Origin of the sequence: Bacillus sp. B4EP4a (assembly GCF_006680105.1) — a bacterium.
GTDB lineage: Bacteria > Bacillota > Bacilli > Bacillales > DSM-1321 > Peribacillus > Peribacillus simplex_E.
In genome coordinates this window covers 32,257-47,521 of the sequence record NZ_VHIK01000039.1, presented here as the reverse complement: position 1 = coordinate 47,521, position 15,265 = coordinate 32,257, and the positions used below count along the sequence as shown (strand labels likewise).

Here is a 15,265-nt window from a genome sequence, read left to right as displayed (position 1 = left end):
GAATACGATGAATTGGACAGGATTGGCGTTGTTTATCCAGCTGTTTTTTGGGATCATTATTGGATTGTATTTTTTGAACTTATTGAAAGGCCAGCGGACACAAAAAGTTTCCATTGACCGTGATTCACGTAAAGAGATGGACCAATTACGGAAGATGAGGTCGATTTCGTTAACAGAGCCATTGGCAGAAAAGGTAAGACCCAGCACATTTAATGAAATCATCGGTCAAGAAGATGGGATTAAATCTTTAAAAGCCGCTTTATGTGGGCCGAATCCCCAGCATGTGATAATTTACGGTCCTCCAGGGGTAGGGAAAACGGCAGCTGCCAGACTTGTTTTGGAAGAGGCGAAGAAAAATGGAAAGTCCCCCTTTAAGAATTCGGCCGTTTTCGTCGAATTGGACGCCACCACAGCCAGGTTTGATGAACGAGGAATTGCCGATCCGCTCATTGGTTCTGTGCACGATCCAATCTACCAAGGAGCTGGAGCAATGGGACAGGCTGGCATTCCGCAGCCAAAGCAGGGGGCAGTCAGCAATGCTCATGGTGGCGTACTGTTCATAGATGAAATAGGGGAGCTTCATCCAATACAGATGAATAAACTGTTAAAGGTATTGGAGGATCGTAAGGTCTTTCTGGAAAGTGCTTATTATCAAGAGGAAAATCAAAATATTCCCACTCACATCCATGATATTTTTAAAAATGGACTACCGGCTGACTTTCGGCTGATTGGAGCCACAACAAGAACGCCAAATGAAATCGCGCCTGCGATACGTTCAAGATGCATAGAGGTGTTTTTCCGTGAACTTGACCGGGAAGAAATAATCACCGTGGCTAAGAATGCCTCTGATAAAGTGGGGATCACCATCAGTGAAAAGGGCTTGCAGTCGATTTCGGATTATGCCCGAAATGGCAGGGAAGCCGTCAACATGATTCAGACTCTTGCAGGAATATCAATTAATGAAAACAGGACATTTATCAGAGAAGAAGATATAGATTGGATGGCCCATAGCAGCCAGCTGACCCAAAGAATGGACAGGAAAATAGAATCGAATTCTAAAATAGGCCTTGTCAACGGTCTTGCAGTCTATGGTCCCAATAGCGGGGCGTTGCTGGAAATCGAGGTTACGGTCATGGCTGCCTCTGATGAAAAAGGTTCGATAAACATTACCGGTATCGTTGAAGAAGAAAGTATCGGCGGCGGGAGTGGCAAATCGATTCGCCGCAAGAGCATGGCAAAAGGTTCGATAGAAAATGTCATTACAGTTTTACGGTCGATGGGAGTGCCTGCCAATCAATTCGATATCCATGTGAACTTTCCGGGCGGAAGTCCAGTAGATGGCCCTTCTGCAGGAATTGCAATGGCCACAGGCATATACTCGGCCATATATAAAATCCCTGTTGATCACACCGTGGCGATGACTGGAGAAATAAGCATTCATGGCGGCGTTAAACCGATCGGCGGTGTCATTCCGAAAATCAAGGCGGCTAAACTTGCCGGGGCAAAGAAAGTAATCATTCCAGCCGAAAACATGCAGCCGCTTCTAGCTGAAATCAAGGATATAGAAATCATTCCCGTTTCGAATGTAAAAGAAGTGCTGGATCAGGCACTGAAAAAAGAATTGATGTCGGAACAAATCCTTACAACCTTGGACCTATCAAAAAAAGAAAGTGTATAAAGGAAATGCCCCGGCTAAAAATAGAACCGGGGCATTTTAAGGGCCATATTGGCGTTCCCGACAAACTTGACGTAAAAATAAACACGCATTCAAACGTGCTTTTTTATCTAATATTGGAGATAATAATAGCAGTCGAAACGTGTTAAGGTAAACGAATAGACACTTCTATATAAATAGGATAGAATTGTTAAAAGGTTGAGAACATGGGTAAATAGTTTACAACGACGATACTAATTAGATGGAGGTGTCAGGAAATGACTGATAAAGAAATCATCGTCCCCCTCCTGCCGCTTAGAGGACTGCTTGTATATCCAACGATGGTACTTCATTTAGATGTAGGCCGAGATAAATCAGTGCAAGCCCTTGAGAAAGCAATGGTGGAAGACCATCTTATATTTTTGACGACACAACAAGATGTTTCGTTGGACGAACCAGGTGAAGAAGATTTATTTACAATGGGAACTTTAACAAAGGTAAAACAGATGTTGAAGCTTCCGAATGGTACAATCCGGGTGTTGGTGGAAGGGTTGAACCGCGCAGAAGTCATTGAATTTTACGATTATGAGACACATTATGGTGCCAAGATTAAAATATATGAAGACAGTGATGAAAAGGATGCTGAACATCAAGCATTAATGCGCACACTATTGGATTATTTTGAACAATACATAAAAATGTCCAAAAAAATAACCGGTGAAACGTTTTCGTCCACTTCGGATATTGAAGAGCCTGGGCGATTAGCGGATATAATAGCTTCACACTTGCCTTTGAAATTGAAGGAGAAGCAAGAAGTGCTTGAGACCATTGATATGAAAGAGCGTTTAAGCCGTGTCATCGAGATCATCAATAACGAGAAGGAAGTTCTTTTTCTCGAGAAAAAGATCGGCCAGCGTGTTAAGCGTTCGATGGAACGGACTCAAAAGGAATATTATTTACGAGAACAAATGAAAGCGATCCAAAAGGAATTGGGCGATAAAGAAGGAAAAACAGGGGAAATTGAGGTCCTCAACGAAAAGATTGAAGAAGCGGATATGCCTGAGCACATCAAAGAAACGGCATTAAAGGAATTGGACCGTTATGAAAAAGTTCCTTCGAGCTCAGCCGAGAGTTCTGTCATCCGCAATTATATCGAATGGCTGATTTCGCTTCCGTGGACCAAGGCGACCAAAGATGACTTGAATATTCATAAAGCCGAAAAAATCCTGAACCGGGACCACCATGGTTTGGAAAAGGTGAAGGAGCGGGTGCTTGAGTATTTGGCCGTCCAGCAATTGACTAATTCATTGAAGGGACCGATCCTTTGTTTGGTGGGACCGCCAGGGGTCGGGAAAACGAGCCTGGCTAAATCGATCGCTTCATCCCTGAATAGGAATTTCGTCCGTATATCTTTAGGTGGAGTGCGCGATGAATCAGAAATCCGCGGACATCGCCGCACATATGTAGGGGCGATGCCGGGACGGATCATTCAAGGCATGAAAAAAGCAGGAACGATCAATCCTGTCTTTTTACTGGACGAAGTGGATAAGATGTCCAATGACTTTAGGGGAGATCCATCTGCAGCGATGCTGGAGGTGCTTGATCCGGAGCAAAATCATAATTTCAGTGATCATTATATTGAAGAAACCTACGATCTTTCCAAAGTCATGTTCGTCGCGACGGCGAATAATTTGGGATCGATTCCAGGTCCGCTTCGTGATCGTATGGAAATCATTTCGATTGCAGGTTATACTGAGATAGAGAAACTTCATATAGCCAAGGATCACTTGCTGCCTAGACAGCTGGAAAACCATGGTTTATTGAAGACACAACTGCAAATCCGTGAGGAAGCTCTAACAAAAATCATCCGTTACTATACTCGGGAAGCCGGTGTTCGGAGTCTGGAGCGACAGCTTGCAAGCATCTGTCGGAAGACTGCAAAAATCATCGTTTCCGGAGATAAAAAGCGGGTCGTCATTTCTGAAAAGAATGTCGAGGAGTTTTTAGGGAAAACCATGTTCCATTATGGACAGGCGGAAGTCGAGAACCAAGTCGGTGTAGCCAATGGGTTAGCGTACACGTCGGTAGGTGGCGATACGCTCCAAATCGAGGTTTCCTTATCACCAGGTAAAGGCAAGCTGATCCTGACAGGAAAGCTTGGCGATGTAATGAAAGAGTCAGCCCAGGCTGCTTTCAGTTATGTCCGTTCAAAAACCGAGAAACTTCAGATTGATGCGAACTTCCATGAAAAATATGATATCCATATTCATGTCCCTGAAGGTGCGGTCCCAAAAGATGGCCCTTCTGCAGGCATCACGATTGCAACAGCGTTAATATCGGCCCTTACAAATAGGCCGATCAGAAAAGAGGTAGGCATGACAGGCGAAATTACATTACGCGGACGGGTTCTTCCGATCGGCGGGCTTAAAGAAAAATCTTTAGCGGCCCATCGCGCAGGACTTACGAAAATCATCATCCCGCAAAATAACGAAAAGGATATTGATGATATCCCGGAAAGTGTCCGTAAAGCATTAACATTTGTTCCAGTTTCACACGTCGATGAAGTCCTTGAGCATGCATTGGTAGGTGTGAACGAATGAAAGTGACGAGTTCAGATATTGTCATCAGTGCTGTGAAGCCTGAACAATATCCAAATACCCCAATACCAGAATTTGCCTTGGCAGGCCGTTCCAACGTTGGGAAATCCAGTTTCATCAACAAAATGATCAATCGAAAAAACTTGGCGCGCACATCCTCTAAACCGGGTAAGACGCAGACCTTGAATTTTTATATCATAAATGAAGCACTCCACTTTGTGGATGTACCGGGTTATGGTTATGCAAAAGTATCTAAGACGGAGCGTGATGCTTGGGGAAAGATGATCGAAACGTACTTCACTTCCCGTGACCAGCTCCGCGCTGCGCTTCTGATCGTCGATTTGCGTCATCCCCCGACAAAGGATGATATCGCAATGTATGAATTCCTGAAGCATTATGACCTGCCCCGGATCGTTATTGCCACCAAAGCGGATAAAATTCCAAAAGGCAAATGGCAGAAGCACTTGAAAATCACGCGCCAAACGTTAAATATGGAAAAAGAAGATGAATTGCTTCTATTCTCTGGTGAAACTGGCGAAGGTAAGGAACAAGCATGGGGCGTCCTTAAGAAATATATGTAAAAGAAAAGGGTATTCCGCATCTGGAATACCCTTTTTCATTATGGAATTCAAAAAAATTGCCAATCAAATTTTCACTTTTTTCGAACCAAAAAATAAATGCCGATTGCCATCAAGGCAAATGGCCAAAACCTTTCGATGTTCGCAGTAGTTGTATCCACAAACCCGAAAGACGTTTTGATTTTATCATAGAATAATAAAGTGATCGAGATGATGAATATTACCATGCCGTGAAACATTCCAGAATTTGTTTTACGTGCCCGGAGAATAAATCCCAGAGAGATGATTAAAATAAAGATACCTATATTATCCGGCCAAATATCCAGGTTCTCGACAATGTGGAAGTGAGCCCCGAACCCGAGTAAGATGACGCCCGGCAGGATGGACTCATATTCATTACCGCTATATGCCTGAATCAGGAAGGCGGCACCAACTATACATAATAAAGTGGGCCAGCTGAAAAAGCCTGGAAAGATTTCGATTTGGGAATGTTCAAGAAAAAAATAGAGCCCGAAACCGATTAAAACGATTCCTGGGAAAATACGCTGCGTTTTCATTTTATCCTCCTATGCAATTCGATTACTTGAAGTTTTTTGCCATTTTTGATATGTTACTTTTGTACACAATGTCGAAATATGTTTGTAACTTACAAATCCGCTTAGACACCTTTTGTAACAATTCAGGCGTTTTGGCTGTCTTTTCCATGGTAGCATACGTTTTCATAAACTGTTCATATTATATGCGTGAAACCATTTTAGTACATGGTATAATAAATTTACATGAAAAATTTTGGGGGTGCAAAACAAAAGGATGCATATTTTAGCGGTTGGTATAAATTACAAAACTGCCCCTGTAGAAATTCGGGAAAAACTATCGTTTAACGAAGCCGAACTTGCCGAGGCAATGAAAGCTCTTAAAAATAAAAAAAGCATCTTGGAAAACATTATTATTTCTACATGCAACAGGACGGAAATATATGCGGTCGGTGACCAGCTTCATACAAGCAGGTATTATATAAAGGAATTTCTTTCGGAATGGTTTAATATCGATAAAGAAGAATTTTCTAAATATCTGTTCATTTATGAAGGTGATGGGGCTGTCGAGCATTTATTTTCAGTTATCTGCGGCCTGAGTTCCATGATACTGGGAGAAACTCAGATTTTGGGACAAGTACGTTCAAGCTATCTGTTAGGTCAGAAGGAAGATACGATCGGTACCGTTTTTAACCATCTCTTCAAGCAAGCCCTTACATTAGCTAAAAAAGCTCATTCGGAAACCGAAATCAATACCAATGCCGTTTCCGTCAGCTATGCAGCAGTCGAGCTTGCAAAAAAAATCTTTGGAGGCCTGAACGGCAAGAATGTTTTGATTCTTGGGGCCGGTAAGATGGGTGAGCTGGCCATTCAAAATCTTCATAGCAATGGCGCAGACAGCATTACGGTCATTAACCGTACCTTCCAGAAAGCAGTCGACCTGGCCGAGAGATTCAATGGTACGGCGAAACAGCTTCAAGAGCTGCAATGCGCTTTAGTGGAAGCTGATATCCTGATTACTTCAACTGGATCAAAAGATCTTCTTGTAACACAGGAAATGATGTCATTCGTCAATAAGCTTCGTAAAGGCCGTCCTATTTTCATGGTCGATATCGCAGTGCCGCGTGACCTCGATCCGAAATTGGCCGAGCTGGAAAATGTCTTCTTGTATGACATTGACGATCTTGAAGGGATCGTGCAAGCCAATATCGAAGAACGTAAAAAAGCTGCCGAGAAAATAGAATTGATGATCGAATCAGAAATTGTGGACTTCAACCAATGGATTAATTTGCTTGGTGTGGTTCCCGTCATTTCTTCTTTACGGGAAAAATCCCTATCGATACAGAAGGAAACGATGGAAAGCATCGAAAGAAAGCTTCCGCATTTAAGCGAACGTGACAAAAAAGTTCTGAACAAGCATACGAAAAGCATCATTAACCAAATGCTGAAAGATCCTATACTTTATGCAAAAGAGCTGGCAGATGAGCCGAATGCAAAAGAGCAATTGAATAATTTCATAAAAATCTTCCATTTAGAGGAATTGATTGAAGACCAGCTGGTTGCGGATGAAAAAGAACGGAACAGCTCCAAGTCATCCCTATTGAATCCAGTTCCTGTCCAGTAATGAGGTAGATATGGAATTACTAATGACAAGATTGCATGAAGCCACTGTTTTGTTGTATGCCATCAGTATGCTTTTATATTTTATCGATTTTCTTAATAATAACCAGAAGGCGAATAGGGTCGCCTTCTGGTTGCTTTCTATTGTTTGGGTACTGCAAACAATTTTTTTGTTTCTGTATGTGTTGAAAACGGGAAGGTTCCCGGTATTGACGATTTTTGAAGGCTTATATTTTTATGCATGGGTCCTCATATCGCTATCTTTAATCATTAACCGATTGCTAAGAGTCGATTTTACGGTCTTTTTTACGAATGTATTAGGTTTCATGGTCATGGCCATCCATACCTTTGCACCTGTTCAGATAGAATCTCAAGTGCTTGCACAGCGCCTGGTTTCAGAGCTATTGCTCATACATATCACTTTTGCCATCCTATCATATGGGGCATTCACGCTTTCTTTCGTTTTTTCACTTTTATACTTAATTCAATATGATTTACTGAAAAGGAAGAAATGGGGGAAACGCCTGCTTCGACTCGGCGATTTAACAAAGCTCGAGCATATGTCTTATGTCCTCGCGGTAATAGGTGTTCCATTATTAGTGGTCTCCCTTATCCTGGGGATTCAATGGGCTTATATAAAAGTGCCTGGAGTATCCTGGCTGGACATGAAAATCATCGGCTCATTCATTTTGCTTATCGCTTACAGTGTGTTTTTATACTTGAAAATTCGGAAACAAGTGTATGGAAGGACACTAGCCTTTCTGAATATTGGATCTTTCATGATTGTGTTAATTAACTTTTTCCTTTTCGGAAGCCTTTCAACATTCCACTTTTGGAATACATAGGAGGAAACTATGAGAAAAATAATTGTCGGTTCTAGACGTAGTAAATTAGCGATCACCCAAACGAACTGGGTTATCGATCAACTTAAAGAGCTTGGGGTTCCATACGAGTTCGAAGTGAAGGAAATTGTCACAAAGGGTGACCAAATCCTTGATGTAACACTTTCCAAGGTTGGCGGAAAGGGCTTATTCGTTAAAGAAATCGAACAAGCGATGCTTGATAAAGAAATTGATATGGCCGTACATAGTATGAAAGATATGCCTGCAGTGCTGCCTCCAGGCTTGACGATTGGCTGTATACCACCGAGAGAGGACCATCGGGATGCCTTGATATCAAAGAACCATGAAACCCTTTCCGAACTGAAGCCCGGCTCCATCATAGGTACAAGCAGCTTGCGCCGCGGCGCGCAAATTTTGGCTAGAAGGCCGGACCTTGAAATTAAATGGATTCGCGGTAATATCGATACCCGTCTGAATAAGCTGAAAACGGAAGATTATGATGCTATCATTTTAGCAGCGGCCGGACTATCAAGAATGGGATGGGAGCAGGACATCGTAACGGAATTTTTAGATGAGGATATTTGTATTCCGGCGGTTGGACAAGGAGCACTTTCCATTGAATGCCGCGAAGACGACAAAGATCTGTTGGCGGAACTTGCGAAATTGACCTGTGAAAAAACGAAAAGAACGGTTGAAGCGGAACGTGCCTTTTTGGATAAAATGGAAGGCGGATGCCAGGTTCCGATTGCCGGATTTGCGGTGGCAAAAGATAATGGATCCATTTCGTTGACGGCTTTAGTCGCTGCCCCGGATGGAAAGGTGATTTATAAAGAAATGGTTGATGGTGCTGATCCCGAGGCGGTTGGGCATGCTGCTGCCAAACAGATTAGTGAAATGGGCGGTAAAGAATTGATCGATCGCGTAAAAGAAGAGCTTGATCAGTAATGAATCCCGTTCAACCTCTTAAGGATTATCAGGTATTAATCACCAGAGGGAAAGGACAGGCAGATGGTTTAAAAGAGTCGATCGAAAAAAATGGCGGAACGCCGCTTCTTGTGCCATTGCTTGAGTTCACTCTTCCTGATCATATGGAAGATGTACAACAGCGGTTAGAAGAGTTGCTTACATATGACTGGATCATTCTGACCAGTCAAAATGGGGTGGATTTCTTCTTTAAGCTACTTGGAAACCAGCCTTTAAAGCTTCCGAAAATAGCCGTAATCGGCTCCAAAACAGAAGCGGCCCTGAAACGACATGGATATAAGGCGGATTTTGTTCCAGCTCAGTTTGTTGCCGAAGGATTCGTGGCGGAGTTCAATACCCGGCTTGATCCGGGGGCACGCGTGCTGCTGGCAAAAGGAAATCTCGCAAGGGCAGTCATTGCGGAGGCGATCAATGAAGCTGGTGCATCTTGTGATGAAGTGATTATTTATCATACAGTGCTTCCCCGAAGCAGTGAAAAAAAACTGGTGCGTCTTATAAAGAACCATGAAATCGACATCATAACCTTTACGAGTTCATCGACGGTCAATCATTTTTTACAGATCATGAAACGCCATGAATTGGATACATACATAGACCGGATCATCATCGCCTGTATCGGGCCGATTGCCGCTAAAACGGCTGAAAAACATGGGCTACCCGTAGATGTCTGTCCAGATGTTTATACGACGGATGCCATGGTTGCGGAGTTAATACGCTTCATCTTGAAAAGAAGTAAAAAGGGAGGAACTTTAAAATGAAAAACATTCCATTCAATCGCCACCGCCGCTTGCGTGCAAGTGCTGGCATGAGGGCATTAGTCCGTGAAACACAATTGCATAAAGAGGATTTGATCTATCCGATCTTCGTCATCGACGGGGAAAATGTGAAAAATGAAATCAACTCTATGCCAGGCATCTATCAGCTTTCCATGGATAATCTGGGGGCCGAAATGGATGAAGTCGTGAGTTTGGGAATTAAATCAGTCATTTTATTCGGTGTCCCTTTTGATCATGATAAGGACGAACAGGGCACAGGGGCATTTCATCACAACGGACTTGTGCAAGAGGCAACCCGCTTTATTAAAAAACAATATCCTGAAGTAATTGTCATTGCGGATACCTGCCTTTGTGAGTATACAAGCCATGGCCATTGCGGGGTCGTTGAAGGGGAAAAAATCCTCAATGACGCTTCTCTTGACCTTCTTGCCAAAACGGCAATCAGCCAGGCAGAGGCCGGCGCCGATATCATTGCGCCTTCCAATATGATGGACGGTTTCGTTGCGGCCATCCGTACAGGTCTGGATGAAGCGGGTTATGAAGATATTCCGATCATGTCCTATGCGGTGAAATATGCTTCGGCCTTTTACGGCCCATTCCGTGATGCTGCGAATGGTGCGCCACAATTTGGCGACAGGAAAACTTACCAAATGGATCCCGCCAATCGCCTTGAAGCGTTCCGTGAGGCTGAATCCGATGTTGCTGAAGGTGCGGATTTCCTAATCGTGAAACCAGCCCTTTCCTACATGGACATCATCAGGGACGTTAAGAATAACTTTAATCTTCCGGTTGTTTCCTATAATGTCAGCGGTGAATATTCAATGGTTAAGGCTGCTGCCCAAAATGGCTGGATTGATGAAAAAGCGATAGTGATGGAAATGCTAACAGGCTTGAAACGCGCAGGTTCCGACTTGATCATTACGTATTTTTCAAAAGAGGTAGCACGCTGGATAAACGAAGATAATCAATGATATAAAAAATATAACCTGTAATGGAAAAAGGGGATTGAATCATGCGGTCATATGAAAAATCGAAAAAAGCGTTTGCCGAAGCAAAAAATTTGATGCCAGGCGGCGTGAACAGCCCGGTACGTGCCTTCAAATCTGTGGACATGGATCCCATTTTCATGGAGCGTGGAAAAGGCTCAAAAATGTATGATATCGATGGAAATGAATATATCGACTATGTTCTATCATGGGGACCGCTTATCCTGGGTCACACGAATGACCGTGTCGTGGAATCATTGAAAAAGGTAGCGGAATCAGGTACAAGCTTTGGAACTTCTACGCTTATAGAGAATGAACTGGCCAAGTTGGTCATTGAACGGGTGCCTTCGATTGAAATGATCCGGATGGTATCTTCAGGAACCGAAGCGACGATGAGTGCACTAAGGCTGGCACGAGGCATTACAGGCCGTGATAAAATCCTGAAATTCGAAGGTTCCTATCATGGCCATGGCGATTCATTGCTAATCAAAGCGGGTTCAGGCGTTGCAACATTAGGTTTACCGGATAGCCCTGGAGTACCGGAAGGCATTGCAAAAAATACGATTACCGTAGCATATAATGATCTTGCTGCAACCAAATATGCGTTTGAACAATTTGGCGAAGACATCGCTTGCATCATCGTAGAGCCTGTTGCAGGGAACATGGGCGTGGTTCCGCCACAACCTGGTTTCCTCGAAGGCTTACGTGAAGTGACGACCCAATACGGGGCTCTATTGATCTTTGACGAAGTTATGACAGGGTTCCGTGTCGGCTATAATTGTGCACAAGGCTATTTTGGCATCGTACCTGACCTGACTTGCCTTGGGAAAGTAATTGGCGGCGGTTTGCCTGTCGGAGCATTCGGAGGCAAGCGCGAATTCATGGAACAAATTGCCCCGAGTGGGACAATTTATCAAGCGGGGACATTATCTGGTAACCCTCTTGCGATGACGGCTGGCCTTGAAACGCTGAGCCAATTGACTCCAGAATCCTATGATGAGTTCACCCGAAAAGGGGATATGCTCGAAAAAGGAATTGGCGAAGCAGCGGAAAAGTACGGAGTTCCCCATACATTCAACCGTGCCGGTTCCATGATTGGACTTTTCTTTACTAATGAAGAAGTCATAAACTATGATACAGCTAAAACATCCGACTTAGAGTTCTTTGCTTCTTACTATAGGGAAATGGCGAATCAAGGCATCTACTTGCCGCCGTCACAGTTTGAAGGTTTATTCCTTTCCACTGCACATAGTGATGAAGATATCGAAAAGACCATTGCAGCGGCAGAAAAGGCTTTTGCAAAGTTAAAAAAATGATGCAAGGCTTCATGAACTACCGCTATATTCGATAATAATAAATTTGAACTGGCTACCATTTTTCCAAAGGCTTTTGGAGAATGGTAGCCAGTTTTTTTTGAATTCAATCGGTAAATGGAAGAAACGAATCAAAAGTAGGAGGCCGGTTGATACAATCCAGTGTAATTTTAGCCTGAAAATTGAAACTCCTTCTTTTTAAAAGGCTTAGGAAATATAAGGAGTATTGCAAATGAAATTAAGGAATAATCAGCTTCCTCCCTTCATAGATTGATATTGGTATAGGTACCGTTTCCTGAAGCTGAAAGGAGGAGTTGTCTTGTCGCAAGAAAATGAATCGTATTTACGATTTTCTTTAGAGGAATCCGTTTGGTTCCAGAAGGGACAGGAAGTGGCTGAGCTATATTCCATTTCCCTTGATCCAAATGTGGCGATTCAAGAAAGTGATCAATATGTTTATATACGAGGCTCGTTAGATTTAAGCGGTGAATACAAAGGCTCGCAAAATGGTGAAGAAGAGGAGTTTTCGCAGACCTTTTTGCCAAAAGCGGTTCAAAAGGTCGAGAGGCATCTCGATGGACTTAATGAGTTCACACACCGTTTTCCGGTTGATATAACGATTCCGAATAATCGGATTGCCTCATTGGATGAGGTCGATGTCTCGATTCAAAGCTTTGATTATGCCATGCCAGAGCATAACTGTTTGAAATTGCAGGCGGACCTTTTGATAACCGGAATCTATAATGATTCATATGTGGAAGAACGTTTCGATACCAATCAGGAAGTTGGAGAAATAGAGGAACAGGAAGAAACGGATGGGGAAAATGAGTCATATATTCCTTATGCAGCTGCAGTGCCGCCAATCCCGGATTTTCAGCCTGTTTTCCGTGATGAGGAAGAAGAAGAGTTATACGCGCCTTTTTCTGCAGAATCAAAACGAGTTTCTGAAGCAAACGAAGAAGAAGAAGAGGAACCGATTTATTTAAGCGATCAGCATAATGTCCCAGTTTTTGAAATGCCCGTTTCACCATATCCTGAAGAGGAGGAGTGGGAAACGGAAGTGCATAGAGAGGAAGAAGCTGTAGAAGAAGAAGTAATTGGCGATCCGCCTGACTCCGCGGAAAAGGTACCTTCAATGGGAGAGGCGGAACTGGAGGAAGTACCAAGCAGGCAGGATTCCATGGAGAAGATGGAGATTCCTAAGGTGACATTGAGAGAAGAAGTAGTGGAAGAGCCAAGTCATGCAACCAAGCATCAAAATAGCCCGGTTGCAAATTTAGAAACCGAGGATGTCATCAGGCAGGGAGAAGATGACGTTGCAGCGGGTCCTATCCTTAATGAGAATGTGAAGGTGGAGCAGGAAGAGGAATCCAATTCGTCCATAAGCGATCTATTCAAAAAGAGGGAAAGACCAGCGCCTCCGGCTAAGGAGGTTAAGAATTTCAAAGGCAGGAAGCAAGCCGCGGAACGTGATGATAAAGAAACGGCCGATCATGATGAAAAGCAGCTATCCATCATGGATTTATTCGGACGGAAACAAGAAGAAGAACTGGTAAGGATGAAGGTTTGCATTGTTCAGCAAGGGGAAACGCTTGATGACTTGGCTCAACGATATGATGTTACGGTTCAATCGATACTTTTCAGCAATGAATTGGAGTCGAATCAGAACGTCCATGAAGGGCAAGTCATCTATATACCGAAGGCGGTTGCATATAAGAATTGACCAGGACAGAGAGCAGAGCATATGGTCTGCTCCTGTTTTTTAGGTGCTAGAGGAATCGGATCGTTTAGTTTTTTTAGAGAAAGTGAGTGAGTCTCGTGAGGGAAAACGAGAATCAGCAGCCTGCCAATCGGGATCGGGACACGGAGACCGTATTGAAGGAATATGCCATGTATGTACAATATATTGAGGACTTCGGACGTGTAAAAAAAATATACAGTGATCGCGGTACATTTGCCTTGAAATCCATGTTACCGCAGAACGGCATTGATTTTATCAAAAATGTTCAAAAATTGTACCATCGAGGCTATAACCGGATCGTTCCCATTTATCAAACGATGGATCAGCGTTACGCCGTTCTTCATAATGGACGTTTGTATTACCTGATGCCCTGGCTCAATAATGAAAGGGACGGGGAGCGCGATGAAAATCATAAGCAAATGTTCAGGGAGCTTGCTCGGATGCATACACTTTCCGTTAAGGAAATACAAGTGGATATCGAGGAACGGGAAGCCCATTATGAGCGGACGCTTGATGCCTGGAATAACGAGAAGGACTTTATCGATGAGTATATTGTCAGCTGTGAAAAGAAGTGGTATATGTCTCCATTCGAACTGACGGTTTGTTCTTTCTACACTGATATTTCACAGGCGCTGAAGTACTCGATCAAGAAGTTTGAAACCTGGTATGAAAAAACGAAGGATAGTGAAAAGGTTCGAACCGTGGTCACGCACGGAAAGGTTTCCATGAAGCATTTCGTTTATGATGAGCGGGGATATGGCTACTTCATCAATTTTGAGAATTCGAATACGGCTCCGCCGCATTTCGATTTACTGCCATTTCTCGTTAAATCGGCAAGGACCTATCCTGTCCAATGCGATGACTGCGTTGACTGGCTATATAACTATTTTCGTTATTTTCCGTTGAAAGAAGAAGAATTGCTGCTCATGCAAAGTTATCTGGCATTCCCTGGGTCAGCTTTGGAATTAGTGAAGGGTTACTCCGATGGCAGGGGTCATCGTTCAGAGCTTGATAATGTTACACAATTGCAGCGGCAATTTTGGCTTTTGAAAAATATTGAATATATGGTGATGAAAATCGAAGAAATCGAACAGCAGAAAAAGGCTGCTGCCGAGGCTGCCAAAGAAGAACAATCACCCCCAAGCTAAATATACATGATTGGATCATCTCCAGTCATGTATATTTTTTTGCTGTAAGGGAATACTTAAATCCAGTCGAAATACAAAGACATGGCCAGGAAAATAAAGGCGATTAGCAGGAGCATATCGAAGAAAGTCGGGAAAATCAGCGTACGTAATCCTTGGAACACAATAAAGGGGAAGATGAACTGCTGGCAGACACCGCGGAATTTCTTCACCCAAGGCGGTAAAGTATAGGGAGTATATCTTCGCTTCATATTATTACCTTCCTTTTTAGGACTTCTTATATTCTATGGGTGGGCAGTGGAAAAGGTGAAACAGCCGTCACATTCACTGTTCCTGGAGGATAAACTAAAGAAAATGAACTTGAATTGTATCAAATGGGATGATTACTGAGAAAGTAAGCGAAAAGATGATTGACTGGAGCCCCATGTTTTTTGTACTATATACTATATGCATTCAATGATTTTACATATGAATATAAATCAATGCAAAGACCGGA

13 protein-coding genes and 1 other annotated feature (1 of these 14 cut by a window edge) are annotated in these 15,265 nt (G+C 43.1%); of the genes, 11 read left to right on the top strand and 2 right to left on the bottom strand.

Features of this window, described 5'->3' with window-relative positions; translation table 11 throughout:
- The first annotated feature begins 7 nt into the window (after positions 1–7).
- The 3 genes from lonB (at position 8) to yihA (ending at position 4,832) form a co-directional block, all read left to right on the top strand.
- Positions 8–1,678 carry an ATP-dependent protease LonB gene (gene lonB / locus FNK51_RS19370; RefSeq protein WP_141994358.1) on the top strand — a complete coding sequence of 557 codons (1,671 nt, stop codon included), beginning with the start codon at positions 8–10 and terminating at the stop codon, positions 1,676–1,678.
- 254 nt (positions 1,679–1,932) lie between these two features.
- Positions 1,933–4,254 (top strand): endopeptidase La, encoded by a 2,322-nt coding sequence (gene lon / locus FNK51_RS19365; RefSeq protein WP_098370056.1) that lies wholly within the window; start codon positions 1,933–1,935, stop codon positions 4,252–4,254.
- Positions 4,251–4,832 carry a ribosome biogenesis GTP-binding protein YihA/YsxC gene (gene yihA, locus FNK51_RS19360; RefSeq protein WP_034308918.1) on the top strand — a complete coding sequence of 194 codons (582 nt, stop codon included), beginning with the start codon at positions 4,251–4,253 and terminating at the stop codon, positions 4,830–4,832. The genes lon and yihA overlap by 4 nt, the downstream gene beginning before the upstream one ends.
- Before the next feature lie 71 nt (positions 4,833–4,903).
- On the opposite strand, the gene FNK51_RS19355 is transcribed toward yihA, so the two are convergent.
- Positions 4,904–5,386: a LiaI-LiaF-like domain-containing protein gene (locus tag FNK51_RS19355; protein WP_098370057.1), complete on the bottom strand. Its 483-nt coding sequence runs from the start codon at positions 5,384–5,386 to the stop codon at positions 4,904–4,906.
- A gap of 253 nt (positions 5,387–5,639) precedes the next feature.
- Here FNK51_RS19355 and hemA point away from each other — a divergent pair, with 253 nt between their 5' ends.
- The 8 genes from hemA (at position 5,640) to ysxE (ending at position 14,772) form a co-directional block, all read left to right on the top strand.
- The gene (gene hemA, locus FNK51_RS19350) at positions 5,640–6,986 is read left to right on the top strand and encodes a glutamyl-tRNA reductase (RefSeq protein WP_141994357.1); all 1,347 of its coding nucleotides are present in this window, start codon (positions 5,640–5,642) and stop codon (positions 6,984–6,986) included.
- A gap of 10 nt (positions 6,987–6,996) precedes the next feature.
- Positions 6,997–7,827, top strand: a complete 831-nt coding sequence (locus FNK51_RS19345) for a cytochrome C assembly family protein (protein WP_141994356.1) — start codon at positions 6,997–6,999, stop codon at positions 7,825–7,827.
- Positions 7,828–7,836: 9 nt separating this feature from the next.
- Complete coding sequence (gene hemC / locus FNK51_RS19340; RefSeq protein WP_141994355.1) at positions 7,837–8,769, top strand: hydroxymethylbilane synthase; 933 nt, start codon at positions 7,837–7,839, stop codon at positions 8,767–8,769.
- Positions 8,769–9,566 carry a uroporphyrinogen-III synthase gene (locus tag FNK51_RS19335; protein ID WP_141994354.1) on the top strand — a complete coding sequence of 266 codons (798 nt, stop codon included), beginning with the start codon at positions 8,769–8,771 and terminating at the stop codon, positions 9,564–9,566. The genes hemC and FNK51_RS19335 overlap by 1 nt, the downstream gene beginning before the upstream one ends.
- Positions 9,563–10,555 (top strand): porphobilinogen synthase, encoded by a 993-nt coding sequence (gene hemB, locus FNK51_RS19330; RefSeq protein WP_076364930.1) that lies wholly within the window; start codon positions 9,563–9,565, stop codon positions 10,553–10,555. Before FNK51_RS19335 ends, hemB begins: the two co-directional genes overlap by 4 nt.
- Before the next feature lie 41 nt (positions 10,556–10,596).
- Complete coding sequence (gene hemL, locus FNK51_RS19325; protein ID WP_098370061.1) at positions 10,597–11,886, top strand: glutamate-1-semialdehyde 2,1-aminomutase; 1,290 nt, start codon at positions 10,597–10,599, stop codon at positions 11,884–11,886.
- Positions 11,887–12,202: 316 nt separating this feature from the next.
- Entirely contained in the window at positions 12,203–13,606 is a 1,404-nt protein-coding gene (spoVID, locus tag FNK51_RS19320) for a stage VI sporulation protein D (protein WP_141994353.1), read from the top strand.
- A 95-nt stretch (positions 13,607–13,701) separates the two neighbouring features.
- Entirely contained in the window at positions 13,702–14,772 is a 1,071-nt protein-coding gene (ysxE, locus tag FNK51_RS19315; RefSeq protein ID WP_286176898.1) for a spore coat protein YsxE, read from the top strand.
- Positions 14,773–14,828: 56 nt separating this feature from the next.
- Here the strand turns inward: ysxE and FNK51_RS19310 are convergent, their stop codons facing one another.
- Positions 14,829–15,020: a hypothetical protein gene (locus FNK51_RS19310; RefSeq protein ID WP_098370063.1), complete on the bottom strand. Its 192-nt coding sequence runs from the start codon at positions 15,018–15,020 to the stop codon at positions 14,829–14,831.
- Between the two features lie 227 nt (positions 15,021–15,247).
- Positions 15,248–15,265 (top strand) — a binding site (T-box leader) (it continues 211 nt past the right edge of the window).